The organism is Klebsiella sp. FDAARGOS_511 (genome assembly GCF_003812845.1).
GTDB classification, from domain to species: Bacteria; Pseudomonadota; Gammaproteobacteria; order Enterobacterales; family Enterobacteriaceae; genus Klebsiella; species Klebsiella grimontii.
Map to the genome: position 1 here is coordinate 635,158 of NZ_CP033824.1, position 19,137 is coordinate 654,294.

A 19,137-nucleotide genomic window follows, 5' to 3' on the forward strand; every position below is an offset into this window, starting at 1 on the left:
ACTACCTGCCACACATTTATCAATTAACAAGGTTGCACAAAGTTGCAACATGGTAGATATTTCTACGCAACCTCATCTTGGCACGAAGACGTTCTATTACAGGAGTTCCTGACATGGGCACCACCACCATGGGTGTAAAACTTGACGACGCGACGCGCGAACGCATTAAATCCGCGGCGAGCCGTATTGACCGCACGCCGCACTGGCTGATTAAACAGGCCATTTTCAACTATCTGGAAAAGCTGGAAAACGACGAGACGCTGCCGGAGCTGCCGGCGCTGCTGTCCGGCGCGGCCAACGAAAGCGATGAGGCCGGTAACCCGGCTGACGAACCTTATCAGCCCTTCCTCGATTTCGCCGAGCAGATCCTGCCGCAGTCCGTTTCCCGCGCGTCGATCACCGCCGCCTGGCGCTGGGCCGAAACCGACGCCGTACCGATGCTGCTGGAGCAGGCTCGCCTGCCGCAGACTCTCGGCGAACAGGCGCACAAGCTCGCGTATCAGCTGGCGGAAAAGCTGCGCAATCAGAAAACCGCCAGCGGCCGTGCCGGAATGGTTCAGAGCCTACTGCAGGAGTTCTCGCTCTCCTCGCAGGAAGGCGTGGCCCTAATGTGCCTGGCGGAAGCCCTACTGCGCATTCCGGATAAAGCCACCCGCGATGCCCTCATCCGCGACAAAATCAGCAACGGCAACTGGCAGTCGCATATCGGCCGCAGCCCGTCGCTGTTCGTCAACGCCGCCACCTGGGGACTGCTGTTTACCGGCAGGCTGGTCTCGACCCATAACGAAACCAGCCTGTCGCGCTCGCTGAACCGCATTATCGGCAAGAGCGGCGAACCGCTAATCCGCAAAGGCGTCGATATGGCGATGCGCCTGATGGGCGAGCAGTTCGTTACCGGCGAAACCATCGCCGAAGCGCTGGCCAACGCCCGCAAGCTGGAAGACAAAGGCTTCCGCTACTCCTACGATATGCTGGGCGAAGCGGCGCTGACCGCCGACGATGCCCAGGCCTATATGGTCTCCTACCAGCAGGCGATCCACGCCATCGGCAAAGCCTCCAACGGACGGGGCATTTATGAAGGACCGGGCATTTCGATTAAGCTCTCCGCGCTGCACCCGCGCTACAGCCGCGCCCAGTACGACCGGGCGATGGAAGAGCTGTACCCGCGCCTGAAGTCGCTGACCCTGCTGGCGCGCCAGTACGATATCGGCATCAACATTGACGCCGAAGAGGCCGATCGGCTGGAGATCTCTCTCGATCTGCTGGAAAAACTCTGCTTTGAGCCGGAGCTGGCGGGCTGGAACGGGATTGGCTTTGTGATCCAGGCCTACCAGAAACGCTGCCCGTTCGTGATTGACTACCTGATCGACCTCGCCACCCGCAGCCGTCGTCGCCTGATGATTCGTCTGGTAAAAGGCGCCTACTGGGACAGCGAAATCAAACGCGCGCAGATGGACGGCCTTGAAGGCTATCCGGTCTATACCCGCAAGGTCTACACCGACGTCTCCTATCTGGCCTGCGCGAAAAAGCTGCTGGCGGTGCCGAACCTGATCTACCCGCAGTTCGCGACCCATAACGCCCACACCCTGGCGGCGATTTATCAGTTGGCCGGGCAGAACTACTACCCTGGACAGTACGAATTCCAGTGCCTGCACGGCATGGGCGAGCCGCTGTACGAGCAGGTCACCGGTAAGGTCGCCGATGGCAAACTGAACCGCCCGTGCCGTATTTACGCGCCGGTTGGCACCCACGAAACGCTGCTGGCGTATCTGGTGCGCCGTCTGCTGGAAAACGGCGCCAACACCTCATTTGTTAACCGTATCGCCGACAGCACCCTGCCGCTGGATGAGCTGGTTGCCGACCCGGTCGCCGCGGTGGAAAAACTGGCCCAGCAGGAAGGTCAGGTGGGTCTGCCACACCCGAAAATCCCGCTGCCGCGCGATCTTTACGGTCAAGGGCGCAGCAATTCCGCCGGCCTGGATCTCGCCAACGAGCATCGTCTGGCCTCACTCTCCTCCTCGTTATTAAACAGCGCGCTGCATAAATGGCAGGCGCTGCCGATGCTGGAGCACCCGGTGGCCGAAGGCGAAATGCAGGCGGTCGTGAACCCGGCGGAGCCAAAAGATATCGTCGGCTACGTGCGCGAAGCCACCGATGACGAAGTCCAGCAGGCGCTGACCAGCGCGGTTAACAACGCGCCAATCTGGTTCGCCACCCCGCCGCAGGAGCGCGCGGCGATCCTCGAACGCGCCGCGGTGCTGATGGAAGGCCAGATGCCGACTCTGATGGGCATCCTGGTACGCGAAGCGGGGAAAACCTTCAGCAACGCGATTGCCGAAGTGCGCGAAGCGGTGGACTTTCTCCACTACTACGCCGGTCAGGTGCGTAACGATTTTGACAACGAAACTCATCGCCCGCTGGGCCCGGTCGTCTGTATCAGTCCGTGGAACTTCCCGCTGGCGATCTTTAGCGGACAAATTGCCGCCGCGCTGGCGGCCGGCAATACCGTGCTGGCAAAACCCGCCGAGCAGACGCCGCTCATCGCCGCTCAGGGCGTGGCTATCCTGCTGGAAGCGGGCGTGCCGCCGGGCGTTATTCAGCTGCTGCCGGGCCGCGGGGAAACCGTCGGCGCCGCGCTAACTTCCGACGAGCGCGTACGCGGCGTGATGTTCACCGGCTCTACCGAAGTCGCCACCCTATTGCAGCGCAACATCGCCAGCCGGCTTGACGCTCAGGGCCGCCCGACGCCGCTGATCGCCGAAACCGGCGGCATGAACGCGATGATCGTCGACTCTTCAGCATTAACCGAGCAGGTGGTGATTGACGTACTCGCCTCGGCGTTCGACAGCGCGGGACAGCGCTGCTCCGCCCTGCGCGTACTCTGCCTGCAGGATGATATCGCCGACCATACGCTGACCATGCTGCGCGGCGCGATGGCCGAGTGCCGGATGGGTAACCCGGGCCGTCTGACTACCGATATCGGGCCAGTGATTGACGCCGAAGCCAAAGAGAATATCGAGCGCCACATCCAGACGCTGCGCGCCAAAGGGCGCAAAGTCTTCCAGGCGGTGCGCGAAAACGGCGAAGATTCCCGCGAATGGACCAGCGGCACTTTCGTTCCGCCGACGCTTATCGAGCTCGACAGCTTCGACGAGCTGAAAAAAGAGGTCTTCGGTCCGGTGCTGCACGTGGTGCGCTATAACCGCAACGAGCTGGACGGGCTGGTCGAGCAGATCAACGCCTCCGGCTACGGCCTGACCCTCGGCGTGCATACCCGTATTGACGAAACCATCGCTAAGGTCACCGGCAGCGCCAACGTCGGCAACCTGTACGTCAACCGCAATATGGTCGGCGCCGTGGTCGGCGTGCAGCCGTTCGGCGGCGAGGGCCTGTCGGGTACCGGTCCAAAAGCCGGCGGTCCGCTGTATCTGTACCGACTGCTCTCCAGCCGCCCGCAGAACGCCGTCGGGATCACCCTCGCCCGCCAGGACGCGGAGTACCCGCTGGACGCGCAGCTGAAGACGCTGCTGGAAAAACCGCTGGTCGCTTTACAGCAGTGGGCGGGGGATCGCCCGGAACTGCAGGCTCTGTGCCAGCAGTTCAGCGAGCAGGCGCAGGCCGGAACCCAGCGTCTGCTGCCGGGGCCAACCGGCGAGCGCAACACCCTGACCTTTATGCCGCGCGACCGGGTGCTGTGCGTGGCCGATAATGAGCAGGATGCGCTCACCCAGCTGGCGGGCGTGACCGCCGTTGGCTGCGAAGTGCTGTGGCCGGACGCCCCTCTGCAGCGCGAGCTGGCGAAAAAGCTGCCGCGAGAGGTCAGCGAGCGGATCCACTTCGCCAAAGCGGAAACCCTGACGACCGAGCCTTTCGATGCGGTTATCTACCACGGCGATTCCGATCAGCTGCGGGAGCTGTGCGAACAGGTAGCGGCGCGCGATGGCGCGATCGTTTCGGTGCAGGGCTTCGCCCGCGGCGAGAGCAATCTGCTGCTGGAGCGCCTCTATATTGAACGTTCGCTCAGCGTCAATACCGCCGCGGCCGGCGGCAACGCCAGCCTGATGACGATTGGCTAAGCCTGCTTCCCGGGTTGCGGCTGATGCCTTACCCGGGCTACCCCAACGCAGGCCGCGCGTACCTGTAGCCCGGGCAAAGCGCTTTGCGCCGGCCCCGGGAAAGCAGACGGCACGATGTCAGCTAATGACACCAGACGCAGGCTGTGGTTAATTAAGGCTCCCGGACGGGAGCTTTTTTTATGGGAGTTGACCAATGAAACGCACTTTACTCGCTTTTGCCGCGCTGCTGGCAAGCACCCATGCGCTGGCGGACGAATGCAGCAACGCCAGCAATCAAACGGAAATGAACCAGTGCACCGCCGCGCAGTACCAGGCTGACGACAAAAAATTAAATGAAACGTATCAGGAAGCGCTGAAGCGCGCCTCCGGCAAGCAGCAGGAATTGCTGAAAAAAGCGCAGCTGTCGTGGATTGCGCTACGCGACGCCGACTGTCAGTTCCTCGCCTCCGGCGCTGAGGGCGGCAGCGTACAGCCGATGCTGATCAACCAGTGCATGTCCGATAAAACCGTCGAGCGCGAGTCGTTCCTCGCCTCGCTGCTGCAGTGCGAGGATGGCGATCAGAGCTGCCCGCTGCCGCCCGCCAATTAACGCACGCGGATCCCTTCAATAATCATCCGCTGGACATTATCGACGGTTTGCTGAAAAAACGTCTCATCGCGCAGCGTCGCGCCGGTTACCGCCTCAACCTGAGTGGCGAAATCGGCGTAATGCTGTGTGGTCGCCCAGATCATAAAGATCAGATGCTGCGGGTCAACCGGCGCCAGCCGGCCGCTCTCGACCCAGCCGGAAATAATCGCCGACTTTTCATCCACCAGCGCTTTCAGATCGCCGGTCAGTTCACCCATCAGCAGCGGCGCGCCCTGCAGCATCTCCAGGCAGAACAGCCTTGACGCTTGCGGGTGATCGCGGGACACCTCCAGCTTGAGGCGAATATATTCGCCGATAGCCACCAGCGGGCTGATATCTTCGCGAAAGGCCTTCAGCGGCGCCAGCCAGATAGCCAGAATCTGCTGCAGCACGGCAATATACAGCGCCTCTTTCGACGGGTAGTAGTAGAGCAGGTTCGTTTTCGATACCCCGGCCAGCTCGGCGACCTGCTCAAGCCGCGTACCGTGGATACCAAACTGCGAGAACGCATCGAGCGCGGCGGCCAGGATCGCCTCTTTTTTCGCGCTCACCGCCAGTGAACGTTTGCCGATCTTTTTCACGCTGCCCTGTGCCATTCGTCATCTCCTTCTTTTCACGCCATCAGCATAGCAAATGCCCAGCGCCGACACGACTCTCTGCACCCTGATTGCGCACGACTGCGGTTTTTTCGTGCACCGATTTTGACCATTCAGTCCACTTTTATTGCTGCTATTTTCGGCAACCATCCAGTAACACATTAATAACATTAGCCTTTGTAAAACTGGCATCGCCTTTGCTTTATTTTTCAGGCGAGGTGATTGAGGGAGATGCAGGATGCAGCGCCGCGCGCCTTCTTGTTCAACGACATGCAGAGAGGTAGGTATGAAAATTGGTGTTTTCGTTCCGATTGGTAATAACGGCTGGCTGATTTCCACCCATGCTCCCCAGTACATGCCGACGTTTGAGCTGAATAAGGCCATCGTGCAAAAAGCCGAACACTACGGCTTCGATTTCGCGCTGTCGATGATTAAACTGCGCGGCTTCGGCGGTAAGACCGAATTCTGGGATCATAATCTGGAGTCCTTCACCCTGATGGCCGGGCTGGCTGCCGTCACTTCGCGCATTCAGATCTACGCCACCGCCGCCACGCTGACGCTGCCACCGGCGATCGTCGCCCGCATGGCCTCGACCATCGACTCCATTTCCGGCGGCCGCTTTGGCGTCAATCTGGTGACCGGTTGGCAAAAACCGGAATACGAGCAGATGGGTATGTGGCCGGGCGACGACTACTTCGCCAGCCGCTACGACTATCTCACCGAATATGTCCAGGTGCTGCGCGACCTGTGGGGGACCGGGCGTAGCGACTTTAAAGGCGACTACTTCACCATGAACGACTGTCGCGTCAGCCCGCAGCCGTCGCAGCCGATGAAAGTGATCTGCGCCGGGCAAAGCGACGCCGGTATGGCGTTCTCCGCCCAGCACGCGGACTACAACTTCTGCTTCGGTAAAGGGGTCAACACCCCAGCCGCCTTCGCCCCCACCGCCGCGCGTATGATGCAGGCGGCGGAAAAAACCGGCCGCGACGTCGGCTCCTACGTCCTGTTTATGGTGATCGCCGACGAGACCGACGAGGCGGCCCGCGCCAAATGGGATCATTACAAAGCCGGCGCCGATGACGAGGCGCTGGCGTGGCTTACCGAACAGAGCCAGAAAGACACCCGTTCCGGCAGCGACACCAACGTGCGCCAGATGGCCGACCCCACCTCGGCGGTCAATATCAACATGGGTACCCTTGTCGGCTCTTACGCCAGCGTCGCCCGCATGCTCGACGAAGTGGCGGCAGTTCCCGGCACCGACGGCGTGCTGCTGACGTTTGATGATTTCCTGATCGGAATTGAAGCTTTTGGTCAGCGCATTCAGCCGCTGATGCGCTGCCGCGACCATATCGCCACCATGACTCAAGAGGTTGCCTGATGATTACCCTACCCGCTCGCCCGGAATCCCTGACCTTCGCGCCGCAGCAGAGCGCGCTGATCGTCGTCGATATGCAGAACGCCTACGCCAGCCAGGGCGGCTATCTCGACCTCGCCGGATTTGACGTTTCCGCCACCCGACCGGTTATCGACAATATCAACCTCGCCGTGGCCGCCGCGCGTGCCGCCGGGATGCTGATTATCTGGTTCCAGAACGGTTGGGACGACCAGTACGTAGAAGCAGGCGGCCCCGGCTCGCCGAATTTTCATAAATCCAACGCGCTGAAAACCATGCGTAAGAACCCGGAGCTGCAGGGTAAGCTGCTGGCAAAAGGCGGCTGGGACTACCAGCTGGTCGATCAGCTGAAACCGCTGCCAGGCGATATCGTGCTGCCGAAACCGCGCTACAGCGGCTTCTTTAACACCGCGCTCGACAGTATCCTGCGCAGCCGCGGCATCCGCCATCTGGTGTTTACCGGTATTGCCACCAACGTCTGCGTGGAATCAACCCTGCGCGACGGCTTCTTCCTCGAATATTTCGGCATCGTGCTGGAGGACGCCACCCATCAGGCCGGTCCAGCGTTCGCCCAGCAGGCCGCGCTGTTCAATATTGAAACCTTCTTTGGCTGGGTCAGCGATGTCGCCAGCTTCTGTACCGCCCTTGAGCCCGCCGCGCCGCGCGCCTTTTCCGAGGAGAAACGTTATGCCTAAACAGGTGATTATTCCGCCAGGCACCACCACGCCTATCGCCCCATTTGTCCCGGGCACGCTGGCCGACGGCGTGGTTTACGTCTCCGGCACCCTGCCGTTCGATAAGCAAAACAACGTGGTGTATATCGGCGACCCAAAGGCGCAAACCCGCCACGTGCTGGAAACCATCAAGAGCGTTATCGAGACGGCGGGGGGCAGTATGGCGGATGTGACGTTCAACAGCATTTTTATCACCGACTGGAAAAACTACGCCGCGATTAATGAGGTCTACGCGGAGTTCTTCCCCGGCGACAAACCGGCGCGTTTCTGCATTCAGTGCGGGCTGGTGAAGCCCGATGCGCTGGTGGAGATAGCGACCGTCGCGCATATCGGGAAACCGGCATGATGAAGCTGAACATCTCCCCGGCGCCTTATCCGGGCGCGCCGGTGGTGGTTCTGAGCGCCGGGCTCGGCGGTGCGGGCGGCTACTGGCTACCGCAGCGGGCGGCGCTCGAACCGCACTATCAGCTGGTGAGCTATGACCATAACGGCACCGGCGAAAACGGCGGCCCGCTGCCGACAGGCTACAGCATGGCGGCCATGGCGCAGGAGCTTAACGCGGCGCTGCAGGCGGCGGGAATCGAACGTTTTGCGCTGGTCGGCCACGCCCTGGGTGCGCTGATTGGCCTACAGCTGGCGCTGGACTATCCCGCAGCGATAAGCGCCCTGGTACTGGTAAATGGCTGGCTGACGCTCTCCCCGCATACCCGCCGCTGCTTCCTGGTGCGCGAACGCCTGCTGCACGCGGGCGGCGCGCAGGCATGGGTGGAGGCGCAGCCGCTGTTCCTCTACCCGGCGGAGTGGATGGCCTCGCGCCTGCCGCGGCTGGAGGCCGAAGACGCGCTCGCCATCAGCCATTTCCAGGGCAAAGAGAATCTATTGAAGAGGCTGAACGCCCTCAAGCAGGCCGACTTTTCGCGCCGGGCGGCAGCGATAACCTGTCCGACGCTGATTATCAGCGCCGCTGACGATCTGCTGGTCCCGGCCTCCTGCTCCCGGGTGCTTCAGGCGGCAATCCCCGGCAGCCAGCTGGCGGAAATGGCCTGGGGCGGCCACGCCTGCAACGTCACCGATACCGCCACCTTTAACCCTATTTTATGCGACGGGCTGGCCGCGATGCTGCCCGTCCCCCAGGAGAACCTATGAGCGAAGCCATTAGCCCGGCCGCCTGCGCCGCGCTGTTTACCGAGGCCCGAACCCACAACGGCTGGCTGGATAAGCCGGTCAGCGACGAGCAACTGCGTGAAGTCTACGACTTGCTGAAAATGGGGCCGACCTCCGCCAACTGCTCCCCGGCGCGCATCGTCTTCGTGCGCACGGTGGAAGGCAAAGCGAAGCTGCGCCCGGCCCTGTCGAGCGGCAATGTCGAGAAAACCATGCAGGCGCCGGTCACCGCTATCGTCGCCTGGGACCGCGCATTTTACGATCGGCTGCCGGAGCTGTTCCCCCACGGCGACGCCCGCAGCTGGTTTACCTCCAGCCCGCAGATGGCGGAGGAAACCGCCTTTCGCAATAGCTCACTGCAGGCGGCATACCTGATTTTCGCCTGCCGCGCACTGGGCCTGGACACCGGCCCGATGTCGGGCTTTGACCGCGACAAAGTCGATGCGGCGTTTTTTGCCGACGGCGCCTGGAAGAGCAACCTGCTGATCAATATCGGCTACGGCGATCCCGGCAAGCTGTATGGCCGCCTGCCGCGTCTGCCGTTTGATGATGCCTGCCAGCTGGCATAAGGAGCCCGTATGTCTCTTGCCGATAAACAAAGCTTTCGCGACGCCATGGCCCACGTCGGGGCGGCGGTGAACATTATCACCACTGATGGTCCGGCTGGCCGCGCCGGCTTTACCGCCAGCGCAGTCTGCAGCGTCACCGACGCGCCGCCCACGCTGCTGGTCTGCCTGAATCGCTCCGCCTCGGTGTGGCCGATCTTCAGCCAGCACCAGGCGCTGTGCGTCAACACCCTGGCGGCTGGCCAGGAAGAACTCTCGAACGTTTTCGGCGGTAAAACGCCGATGGCGGAGCGCTTCGCCGCCGCCGACTGGCAAACCGGCGCGACCGGCTGCCCGCGTCTGGAAGCGGCGCTGGTCAGCTTCGACTGCCGCATCAGCCAGATCGTCAGCGTCGGGACTCATGACATTCTGTTTTGCGAAGTGGCGGCGATTGTACGCCATCCGGAACCGCGCGGACTGATGTGGTTCGACCGCGGCTACCACACGCTGATGCGTCCAGCCTGTTAACCCTAAACCCAGGATCTCATCATGGCTCTCTTCGATTTTCCTCGCTGGCAGTTAACCTCCCCCTCCGCCGCCTCCGGCGTCGTCGCTCCCGATGAACGGCTGTCGGTCGGGCAAACCATGGTGATGGGCGTGCAGCACGCGGTGGCGATGTTTGGCGCAACCGTTCTGATGCCAATCCTGATGGGGCTGGATCCCAATCTGTCGATCCTGATGTCCGGCGTCGGCACCCTGCTGTTCTTTTTGGTTACCGGCGGGCGCGTGCCGAGCTACCTGGGCTCCAGCGCCGCCTTCGTCGGCGTGGTGATCGCCGTCACCGGCTTCAACGGCCAGGGGCTTAACCCGCACCTCAGCGTCGCGCTGGGCGGGATTATTCTCTGCGGACTGGTTTATACCCTGATTGGCCTGGTGGTGATGAAAATCGGCACCCGCTGGATCGAGCGGCTGATGCCGCCGGTAGTCACCGGCGCGGTAGTCATGGCGATCGGTCTTAACCTCGCGCCAATCGCGGTGCGCAGCGTATCAGCGACGCCATTTGACGGCTGGATGGCGGTGCTGACGGTGCTGTGCATCGGTCTGGTGGCGGTGTTTACCCGCGGAATGCTGCAGCGGCTGCTGATCCTCGTCGGGTTGATTATCGCCTGCGCGCTCTACGCGCTGTTGGCCAACGGCCTCGGGCTGGGCAAGCCCCTGGATTTTAGCTTGCTTGCGCAGGCAGCGTGGTTTGGCTTGCCGCAGATAACCGCCCCGACCTTTAACGGCCAGGCGATGATGCTGATCGCCCCCGTAGCGGTGATTCTGGTGGCAGAAAATCTCGGTCACCTGAAGGCGGTGGCCGGGATGACCGGACGCAATATGGACCCGTATATGGGGCGGGCGTTCGTCGGCGACGGACTGGCAACGATGCTTTCCGGCTCGGTTGGCGGCAGCGGGGTGACCACCTACGCGGAGAATATCGGCGTAATGGCGGTCACCAAAGTGTACTCAACGCTGGTGTTCGTCGCGGCGGCGCTGATTGCGATGCTGCTTGGATTTTCACCGAAATTCGGCGCGCTGATCCATACCATTCCGGGACCGGTGATCGGCGGCGCATCGATTGTGGTGTTTGGCCTGATTGCCGTCGCGGGCGCGCGAATTTGGGTGCAGAACCGCGTGGATTTGAGTCAGAACGCGAATCTGATTATGGTGGCGGTGACGCTGGTGCTGGGGGCGGGCGATTTCGCGCTTTCTCTCGGCGGCTTCACCCTCGGCGGGATCGGTACGGCCACCTTCGGCGCGATCCTGCTGCACGCTCTGCTTAACCGCCGTCCGCGTGAGGCCGGGCAAACCAACGTCACCCCGGTATGAAAGCGTGCGACGCCTGAAGACCCGTTAACGGAAGCGGCGCTTAACGCGCCTTGCCCCGGATACCGGTCCGCAGGCAACGGTAAACCCGTAGCCCGGTTAAGGCGTTTACGCCGTGAGCCGGGCGTTCCTCCCGCTCAACGGCAGCTGCAAAGAGACAAAAAAACCGCCGACGTGACGTCGGCGGCGAGGGTGATGGGGTCGGGCCCGGGAGATTAACCCCCATCAGCAAACAATCAGGGGACGCTAGCTTTCGCGGCTGCCATGACTGTTTTTACCCCCTTTCTTACCCGCTTCGGATGCGCGTTGAGGATCGTTTTTAAAATTCCCCCCGCTGTGCTGGCCACCTTTACGACCTGCTTCTGATGCTCTTTCACGGTCTTCGGCAAAGTTGCCGGCACCGCCACGATGGTTTGCCATTACTGACCTCCATTTAGGTTAGACATCATGCTGCATTAGGTGAAACACGAGGCTCAGGCCTCCGCGATACGGGTTGCGTATCACGTGCTTTTAAGGTTAGCGAAGGAAAACCGCGTCGGAGGGATATCGTCACATTCTGAAATAGATTTTGTATAAGAACTGCTGCTATTACGCCGGGTGCGCGCTAAGCGGCTCTTATGACAGCCTAAAATAGCGCCACTAAAGATGTATCTTTTTGCAACAGCCCTCGTTTTTTGCAATTTTGTTATAAATCAAATAAATGATTGTTGCATTTGCACTCTTCGCCACAAGTCTTATCTTTAAAGATAGCCAGTCAACTGGCTGGCACATAACGCAACCGAGGAGTGATGCAAATGGCTAAGATTCTGGTGCTTTATTATTCTATGTACGGACACATCGAGACCATGGCGCATGCCGTCGCCGAAGGGGCAAACAAGGTAGATGGCGTTGAAGTGGTCGTGAAGCGCGTACCGGAAACCATGCAGGCAGAGGTTTTTGCCAAAGCAGGCGGGAAAACGCAAAACGCGCCCGTCGCCACGCCGCAGGAGCTGGCGGAGTACGACGCCATCATCTTTGGTACCCCTACCCGTTTCGGCAATATGTCCGGACAAATGCGCACCTTCCTCGATCAGACCGGCGGCCTGTGGGCATCCGGCGCGCTGTACGGCAAGCTGGCCAGCGTGTTCAGCTCAACCGGCACCGGCGGCGGCCAGGAACAAACCATTACCTCAACCTGGACCACCCTTGCGCACCACGGGATGATTATTGTGCCGATCGGCTACGGCGCCCAGGAGCTATTTGATGTCTCGCAGGTTCGCGGCGGTACGCCTTACGGCGCCACCACCATCGCCGGCGGCGACGGCTCGCGTCAGCCGAGCGAAGAGGAGCTGGCGATTGCCCGTTATCAGGGAGAGCACGTTGCGGGCCTGGCAGTAAAACTACACGGTTAATCTTCAGCAGGAGGAAAGCATGCCGAATCAAGAAGCAAAGGCCCATCGCGTCGGTGAGTGGGCAAGTCTGCGCAATACGTCTCCTGAAATTGCCGAGGCGATTTTTGAATTAGCCCATTACGATGAAAAGCTGGCGGAGAAAATCTGGGAGGAAGGCAGCGATGAAGTCCTGCCCCTCGCCTTCGCTAAAACGGACAAAGACTCCCTGTTCTGGGGCGAACAAACTATCGAACGCAAGAACGTGTAGCCCGAACAGGTACACAGTACCGCCTCCGGGAATTCTTGCATGAGCTTCCCGGAGGCGACGCGTTGCGCCTGTCCGGGCTACAAGACCAGGCTAAACATCGGCAGTAAGACCCGGATTGCTCCGGGTTTTTTATGCTCTGTTATTTTGTCGCCTCGGCCATCACCTTTTTAAAGGTGTCCATCGGGCAGAAGCCGTTATCATCGACCGGACAGCCGTTCAGCGCCAGCGTCACCCGCTGCGGCGGCGACTGCAGGGTTAACGCATCGGCATTGCGCAACTGCTCGGTGCTTTGATAGACGTACTCAATCTTCATCAAATCACGATTGCCGCCGTTATCATGCCAGCGCTGGAATACCAGCTTGCCGCCGATAGGCGTGCGCTCGTACTGGTTATGCAGCTGATAGGGTTTAAAATCCAGCGCCGTCAGCAGCGAAGCGATGTTGGAGTCGTGTCCCACCAGCAGCGTCACTTTCGCCGCCTTCGCCGCATCGCCCACCAGCGCGTTATCAATATATTTCACCAGCGGCTTAGCCACGTTGCGCGCCACTTCAGGGGAAGTAAACAGGCTATCCTGATAGCCGTTTTTCAGCTTCGACAGCACCTGCCACTGCTTATCGGTTTTGATTTCGCCCCAGGCGACCTGGTCTTTCGGGAACCCCTCGTAATACTGCAGCGTAAAGGCGTCAACCAGCGAGTTACCGACCTTAAGCGGACCGGAAACGCCCGGCTCCTGCTGATATTTGGCGCTAAAGGTATCTTTCCCTTCGCTCAGGGAGCACTGCTGTTTCTCTTTGCAGGACGGAGAATTGCGGTAGTCGGTTATCGCCTCCAGCAGCTTATAACTTTCGCCCAGCTGCATCCCCTGCAGCTCTTTCTCCATCGCCTGCACCGCCTTTTCGCTGAAAGCGGCGGAATCGTCGACGATCACCGGATTAAACGTTGGGTCCATGGTGCCCATTTTTTCCTGATGGTGCACCGTCACCCCGCAGCCGGGAAACGCGCCGGTAATAAAGAACTGCGCGGTCGCGACGGTACGCTGCAGGCTATTGGCATAGGCGTAGACCGCGTTCTCCGGCGGACATTCGCCGCTGGTCACTAGCCCCTGCTGCGCCAGCCATTCACGCATATAGTGCCCCATATAGACTTCCAGTACTCCGCCCTTGGTCGTCAGCTGACCGCCGGGAACATCCCACTCCGGCCAGGATTTCGGCGTGGATTGCTCCAGCACGCTGCCGTTGTTCGCCAGCGGCGCGCGCAGGTTATGGCGGCTCATGATCAGTACCTGCTGAAGCTGATACCCTTCCGGTGCGGCCTGCTCCTGCGCCTGGACGCCAGCGGACAGTAAGACAACGCCGGCCACGGCGGCGGCGAGTAGACTTTTTCTCATCCCTTAACCCTCAGTCAGTGATTATCATCGCCTTAATTGTGACAAATTTATGACATTTTTCCGGGCAATGGCTCGCAAAGTGCGGAAAGAATTACGCTTTCCGCCATGACGCAGGAAGAGTGAAATCAGAGGGATGGCGTTACTCCGGCAGCGGCACCGCCGCAAGGGTACAGATAGCTTCATGCTTGCCGCCGCGATGGTCGACGATCAGCACTTTATCGCCGGCTTTTTTACCTTCGCAGGGTTTTAAAACCTGATCGACAATACGTTCGCGAATTGACGGGTTCCCGGGTTCGGCCAGGCTATTGAATGACGTCAGAACCAGCAGCGGCCCAACAACAGCGATGATTTGCTTATTAACCATTTGTTACTCTCACCCCTTATTTAGCGGGCCAAGGGTAGCAGCCCGTCGCGCGCTCGTCTGTAAATTCGCTTAACCGAGTGTTACTCGTTCATTTTTTCACCATCATCGCGCTTTACTCTTCACATTTATTCATGTAAATAATAATTTCAGTGCATTGCTGGCAGTCTATTCTCGTCTGATTCATCGGGTCATCTTTAAGAAATATCCCGATGCTATTATCCCGATATCACGGTATTTTTTCTTCATGTTAAACATAACATTAGGTTAATCTATGTCAGGTATCCTGCTCTTTATCGTCGCGGTGGTTTTGCTGGGAGTAGCCATCTACAGCCTGGTCTCCTATGTCAAGGATCGGCGCTCCGCACAGCTGCCAACCCATAAGAAAAAGAAATAATTCATCCTCACTATTCTTACCTTCTGCCCCTGCTATTTCTCCCCGACTGCCTGATTTCAAACGAGAATGAAAAAAAGAAGGCAGGCTCGCCGGCCTGCCTTTATGTGTGAGTTAAAAATCGTTACGATTCCCAGGCCTGTTCCGCTTTAGCCCCGTCAAACTGCGGCGGCGGGTTACGGAAGCGGCGGGTCAGATAAGTCAGATACAGCAAACCCAGCCCCGCCCATATCAGACCGAGCGTCAGCGAGGTCGCCTCCAGGTTAATCCACAGAACGCCCACCGTCAGCGCACCGACCATTGGCAGCAGCAGATAGTGAAAGCGATCTTTCCAGGTTTTGTTAAACCCCTTACGCCGCCAGAAGTGATTAAACACCGACAGGTTAACGAAGGTGAACGCCACCAGCGCGCCAAAGTTAATTAGCGCCGTGGCGGTAACCAGGTCGAAGAACAGCGCCGACAGCGCGACGATGCCCACCATGATCACATTCAGCGCCGGAGTCCGCCATTTTGGATGGACATAGCCGAAAATGCGCTCCGGGAAAACGTTATCACGGCCCATAACGTACAGCAGGCGAGAAACGCTGGCGTGTGAGGCCAGGCCTGACGCCAGGGTATTCACAAAGGTGGTGCACAGGAAAATCGACTGGAACAGCTTGCCGCCGACGTAGAGGGCGATCTCCGGCAGCGCCGCGTCCGGGTCTTTAAAACGGCTAATATCGGGGAAAAAGAGCTGCATAAAGAACGAGGCGGCAATAAAAATCACCCCGCCGTAGACCGCGGTCAGGAAGATGGCTTTCGGGATCACCCGCGCGGCGTCCGGCGTCTCTTCGGAAAGGGTCGTCACCGCATCAAAGCCGAGGAACGAAAAGCAGACTATCGTCGCCCCGGTAATAATCGGGATCAGGTGCGCATTCTGGCTAATAAACGGCTGGAGCGACCAGACGGTACCGACGCCCTCCCCCTTATGCAGCCCCTGCACCACCAGCACGATAAAGACCACCATGATTGAGATCTGCACCAGCACGAACAGGGTATTGAAGTTCGCCACCAAATTGACGCTTTTCAGGTTCGCTGCGGTCAGAATGGCCACAAACGTCACCACCCATACCCAGGGCGGCACGTCCGGAAACAGCGCGGAAAGATAAATTTTGGCCAGCAGAACGTTGATCATCGGCAGGAACAGATAATCCAGCAGCGAAGACCAGCCCACCATAAACCCGACGTGCGGGCTGATCGACTTTTGCGCGTAGGTATACGCCGATCCCGCCTGCGGAAACTGGCGTACCAGCTTACCGTAGCTAATGGCGGTAAACAGCACGCCGGCCAGCGCCAGCAGATAGGAGGCCGGAACGTGGCCGTTGCTAATGCCGGAAACGATGCCGAAGGTATCAAAAACCGTCATCGGGGTCAGATAGGCGAGGCCCATCATCACCACCTGCCACAGCTTGAGAGACTTACGCAGCCGTGGTTTGCCCGCTTCAGAGGCGTTATCGAGAGAGGTGTTAATAGCCATGGCCATTTCCCCCGCTGCACATCCGGGTTTGCGGTCGTAGAGACCGGGAAACCAACCTGCTTCGCAACGGGGTTAATGGCAAATCAAAAGGTAAAAAGAACCGACGAGCGGTGGCGGCGCACTCCATGCGGCCATGACGGCCCCCTTCTCCCTGCGGATATTTAAACATCTGCATCATTTCCTACCTCGTTACACACTGTGTCGTTAACTGAAGCCCCGTTGCCGCCTGCGCTCCTTAACGCGGCATCCGGGAATGGCTGGGCTCCCAGCAAAAACGTCCGACCAGGCTCCGCTCAGGCCGTATGATGCTACTCGTGATAACGCTAAGCTGCCCCCTGCGGGGCGGCAATCAGGCGTTTTTCAACATCCACTCGATTTCGGTTTCCGTGATCAGCCGCTCAAACTGCAGTAATTCGTCGTTTTTACAGGCGTGATAAACGTGGCAGAAACGTTCGCCAAGCCGTTCGCGCAGGTGATCGTTTTGCATAAACTCCCACAGCGCATCGCTCTGGCGAATCGGGAACGGCAGCCCCTCCTGCTCAAGGCCGTTGCCTTCCACCTCTTCCTGTAACGGCAGCGGATTATCCAGACCGTGGAGGATGCCGGCGAAAATCGCCGCCATCACCAGGTACGGGTTGGCGTCCGCCCCGGCCACGCGATATTCGACGCGGTGGTTGTGCCGATCGCCGCACGGAATGCGCAGCGCCACCGTTCGGTTGTTGTGCCCCCACGACGCCTGGGTCGGCACGTACATTCCCGGTTGGAAACGACGATACGAGTTGACGTTCGGTGCCAGCAGCGCCATCGACGCCGGCATCAGATCAATCATCCCGGCGAGCGCGCGTTTTAACATCGCGGAATCTTCGCCGTCCGCGTCCGCCAGCACGTTCTCGCCTTTGTTGTTCTGCATGCTGATATGGATATGCATCCCGCTACCGGCGTGCTCTTCATAGGGTTTGGCCATAAAAGTGGCGTGCATCTTATGCTTCTCCGCCATTAAACGCACGAGACGTTTTAACGCCAGCGCGTCATCGCAGGCGTCGAGCACGTTATCGGTATGGTGGAGGTTGATTTCAAACTGACCGGGAGAGGCTTCCGCCACCGCGCCGTCGGCGGGGATCAGCTGAAGCTGGGCGATCTCATCGATTTCGTTCAGCACGTCGGCAAAGTGGTTGAGGTTGTCGACGGAGTAAACCTGGCTTTGGGTATTGCGATCGCCGGTTCCCGGCGCGCACGGCGGCTGCAGGTAACCTTCCGCGTCGCGCTTGCGGTCAAGTAAATAGAACTCCAGCTCTACCGCTACCACGGGGAACAGCCCGCGCTGGCGCAGCTGCTGCCAGAGCCGGTTAAGAACGTTCCGCGGCTCAACGTCAAAGGGAGCGCCATCTTCATCAACCATGGTCAGCAGAACCTGACCAATGTATTCCGGGTCCGCCGCCGACGGCGTTAAGGTTCCCAGCACCGGTACGCAGGTGCGATCCGGTTCGCCCATCTCCTGGCCGAGTCCCGCCTCTTCCACCACGTTGCCGAGAATGTCCATCGCGAACACCGAAGCCGGGAAATAGCAGCCCTTCTCCAGTTTGCTCAGGCCAGACACCGGGATCCGCTTACCGCGGAAGCAGCCGTTCAGGTCGGTTAACAGTACATCTACGTATTGCGTATTGGGGTAACGCTCGAGGTAGCGCTTCACTTCCCAGGTGAATGCGCTGACCCGTCTCTCTTCCGACTGCTGAACAAAATTCTCAACTTCTACGATATTAGTTTCCATGATTCACCGCCGTTGTTTAGTTTCGGACCCTGAATGGCACTGTTAAATATAATGTCCACTATTGGAATGTGTATGCAAACAAATTGTTTGTCAAATGTTAAATTAAGTTTGCAAAGGGCTATATCCACTGCTAGATTGAGAAAATATTGAACGAAATGGCCGTTTTACCCGCTAATCCGGTCATAATTTAGTCCACTTTGTGAGGGCGATCATGGAAAATATAATGTACAAGCCAGTTATTGGCGTGGTGATGTGTCGAAACAGGCTTAAGGGTCACCAGACCCAGACTCTGCAAGAGAAGTATCTGAACGCGATTGTTAACGCCGGCGGCGTGCCGATTGCCCTGCCGCACGCGCTGGCGGAGCCGGAACTGCTTTCCGCGCTACTGCCAAAACTGGACGGCATTTATCTGCCCGGCAGCCCGAGCAACGTACAGCCGCACCTCTATGGTGAAAACGGCGATGAGCCTGACGCCGATCCCGGGCGTGATCTTCTGAGCATGGCGCTGATCGACGCCGCGCTCGAAAGGCGCATCCCCATTTTCGCCATCTGCCGTGGACTACAGGAACTTGTTGTCGCCACCGGCGGGACTCTGTATCGTCGTCTGTTCGAGCAGCCTGAGCTTCTTGAGCACCGCGAGGACCCCGAACTTCCCGTCGAGCAGCAATATGCGCCCTCGCATGAAGTTCAGGTTCAGGAAGGAGGATTACTTTCTCAGTTAATACCGGGCTGCAACACGTTTTGGGTAAACTCGTTACACGGACAGGGAGCGAAAACCACGGGTCCACGGCTGCGCGTGGAGGCGCGTTCTCCCGACGGGCTGGCGGAAGCGGTCAGCGTTAACGACCATCCTTTCGCCCTCGGCGTGCAGTGGCATCCTGAATGGAACAGTAGCGAATACGCCCTGTCGCGAATGTTGTTTGAGGGTTTTATCACCGCCTGTCAGAACTATAGCCAAAATAATTCAAGTTGCAGGAAAGCGGCAAGTGAGCGACAAATTCGTCGGGAACGAATTTGACCAGCCGAAGGCTGGCCTCCGGTGAGAGGCAGGAGCCTCTCATTAATCCC

At 59.3% G+C, this 19,137-nt stretch carries 19 protein-coding genes; 13 read left to right on the plus strand and 6 right to left on the minus strand.

What is annotated here, in order from left to right:
- Positions 1 to 113 precede the first annotated feature (113 nt).
- Together putA and EGY08_RS04250 are read left to right on the plus strand one after the other, a co-directional pair.
- Positions 114 to 4,076 (plus strand): trifunctional transcriptional regulator/proline dehydrogenase/L-glutamate gamma-semialdehyde dehydrogenase, encoded by a 3,963-nt coding sequence (gene putA, locus EGY08_RS04245; RefSeq protein ID WP_123828267.1) that lies wholly within the window; start codon positions 114 to 116, stop codon positions 4,074 to 4,076.
- A gap of 193 nt (positions 4,077 to 4,269) precedes the next feature.
- A complete protein-coding gene (locus tag EGY08_RS04250) occupies positions 4,270 to 4,665 on the plus strand; it encodes a lysozyme inhibitor LprI family protein (RefSeq protein ID WP_004131302.1) in 396 nt (131 codons plus the stop codon).
- Here EGY08_RS04250 and rutR read toward each other — a convergent pair.
- Positions 4,662 to 5,300 (minus strand): HTH-type transcriptional regulator RutR, encoded by a 639-nt coding sequence (gene rutR / locus EGY08_RS04255; RefSeq protein ID WP_004131301.1) that lies wholly within the window; start codon positions 5,298 to 5,300, stop codon positions 4,662 to 4,664. The two genes, EGY08_RS04250 and rutR, sit on opposite strands and share 4 nt — an antisense overlap.
- 286 nt (positions 5,301 to 5,586) lie before the next feature.
- On the opposite strand from rutR, the gene rutA reads away from it, so the two are divergent.
- From rutA to rutG, 7 genes are read left to right on the plus strand one after another with little or no spacing between them, the layout of a single operon-like run.
- The gene (gene rutA, locus EGY08_RS04260) at positions 5,587 to 6,678 is read left to right on the plus strand and encodes a pyrimidine utilization protein A (protein ID WP_087829303.1); all 1,092 of its coding nucleotides are present in this window, start codon (positions 5,587 to 5,589) and stop codon (positions 6,676 to 6,678) included.
- Complete coding sequence (gene rutB / locus EGY08_RS04265; RefSeq protein ID WP_004131298.1) at positions 6,678 to 7,388, plus strand: pyrimidine utilization protein B; 711 nt, start codon at positions 6,678 to 6,680, stop codon at positions 7,386 to 7,388. The genes rutA and rutB overlap by 1 nt, the downstream gene beginning before the upstream one ends.
- Positions 7,381 to 7,773, plus strand: a complete 393-nt coding sequence (gene rutC / locus EGY08_RS04270; RefSeq protein ID WP_004131297.1) for a pyrimidine utilization protein C — start codon at positions 7,381 to 7,383, stop codon at positions 7,771 to 7,773. Before rutB ends, rutC begins: the two co-directional genes overlap by 8 nt.
- On the plus strand, positions 7,770 to 8,573 hold the full coding sequence (gene rutD, locus EGY08_RS04275; RefSeq protein ID WP_049113022.1) for a pyrimidine utilization protein D: 804 nt from the start codon (positions 7,770 to 7,772) through the stop codon (positions 8,571 to 8,573). Before rutC ends, rutD begins: the two co-directional genes overlap by 4 nt.
- Positions 8,570 to 9,160, plus strand: a complete 591-nt coding sequence (locus EGY08_RS04280; protein WP_004131293.1) for a malonic semialdehyde reductase — start codon at positions 8,570 to 8,572, stop codon at positions 9,158 to 9,160. The genes rutD and EGY08_RS04280 overlap by 4 nt, the downstream gene beginning before the upstream one ends.
- 9 nt (positions 9,161 to 9,169) lie before the next feature.
- Positions 9,170 to 9,664, plus strand: coding sequence for an NADH-dependent FMN reductase RutF (gene rutF / locus EGY08_RS04285; protein WP_004131291.1), 495 nt, complete (start codon positions 9,170 to 9,172; stop codon positions 9,662 to 9,664).
- A 21-nt stretch (positions 9,665 to 9,685) separates the two neighbouring features.
- The gene (rutG, locus tag EGY08_RS04290; protein WP_123828268.1) at positions 9,686 to 11,008 is read left to right on the plus strand and encodes a pyrimidine utilization transport protein G; all 1,323 of its coding nucleotides are present in this window, start codon (positions 9,686 to 9,688) and stop codon (positions 11,006 to 11,008) included.
- Between the two features lie 243 nt (positions 11,009 to 11,251).
- Here rutG and EGY08_RS04295 read toward each other — a convergent pair whose 3' ends face one another.
- Positions 11,252 to 11,425 carry a general stress protein gene (locus tag EGY08_RS04295; RefSeq protein WP_004131287.1) on the minus strand — a complete coding sequence of 58 codons (174 nt, stop codon included), beginning with the start codon at positions 11,423 to 11,425 and terminating at the stop codon, positions 11,252 to 11,254.
- Positions 11,426 to 11,799: 374 nt separating this feature from the next.
- Between EGY08_RS04295 and wrbA the strand changes: the two genes are divergently transcribed.
- Positions 11,800 to 12,396, plus strand: a complete 597-nt coding sequence (wrbA, locus tag EGY08_RS04300; RefSeq protein ID WP_004131278.1) for an NAD(P)H:quinone oxidoreductase — start codon at positions 11,800 to 11,802, stop codon at positions 12,394 to 12,396.
- 19 nt (positions 12,397 to 12,415) lie between these two features.
- Complete coding sequence (locus EGY08_RS04305; protein ID WP_004131277.1) at positions 12,416 to 12,643, plus strand: YccJ family protein; 228 nt, start codon at positions 12,416 to 12,418, stop codon at positions 12,641 to 12,643.
- A 139-nt stretch (positions 12,644 to 12,782) separates the two neighbouring features.
- Here the strand turns inward: EGY08_RS04305 and agp are convergent, their stop codons facing one another.
- Complete coding sequence (gene agp / locus EGY08_RS04310) at positions 12,783 to 14,030, minus strand: bifunctional glucose-1-phosphatase/inositol phosphatase (RefSeq protein WP_123828269.1); 1,248 nt, start codon at positions 14,028 to 14,030, stop codon at positions 12,783 to 12,785.
- 139 nt (positions 14,031 to 14,169) lie between these two features.
- Positions 14,170 to 14,394: a hypothetical protein gene (locus EGY08_RS04315; RefSeq protein WP_004131273.1), complete on the minus strand. Its 225-nt coding sequence runs from the start codon at positions 14,392 to 14,394 to the stop codon at positions 14,170 to 14,172.
- A 271-nt stretch (positions 14,395 to 14,665) separates the two neighbouring features.
- Between EGY08_RS04315 and EGY08_RS04320 the strand changes: the two genes are divergently transcribed.
- A complete protein-coding gene (locus EGY08_RS04320; protein WP_004131271.1) occupies positions 14,666 to 14,788 on the plus strand; it encodes a small membrane protein in 123 nt (40 codons plus the stop codon).
- Positions 14,789 to 14,909: 121 nt separating this feature from the next.
- On the opposite strand, the gene EGY08_RS04325 is transcribed toward EGY08_RS04320, so the two are convergent.
- Together EGY08_RS04325 and puuA are read right to left on the minus strand one after the other, a co-directional pair.
- The gene (locus EGY08_RS04325; RefSeq protein WP_123828270.1) at positions 14,910 to 16,301 is read right to left on the minus strand and encodes an APC family permease; all 1,392 of its coding nucleotides are present in this window, start codon (positions 16,299 to 16,301) and stop codon (positions 14,910 to 14,912) included.
- A gap of 349 nt (positions 16,302 to 16,650) precedes the next feature.
- Positions 16,651 to 18,069, minus strand: a complete 1,419-nt coding sequence (puuA, locus tag EGY08_RS04335) for a glutamate-putrescine ligase (protein WP_004131267.1) — start codon at positions 18,067 to 18,069, stop codon at positions 16,651 to 16,653.
- 223 nt (positions 18,070 to 18,292) lie between these two features.
- Between puuA and puuD the strand changes: the two genes are divergently transcribed.
- The gene (puuD, locus tag EGY08_RS04340) at positions 18,293 to 19,087 is read left to right on the plus strand and encodes a gamma-glutamyl-gamma-aminobutyrate hydrolase (protein ID WP_227631392.1); all 795 of its coding nucleotides are present in this window, start codon (positions 18,293 to 18,295) and stop codon (positions 19,085 to 19,087) included.
- The last annotated feature ends 50 nt before the right edge of the window (positions 19,088 to 19,137 follow it).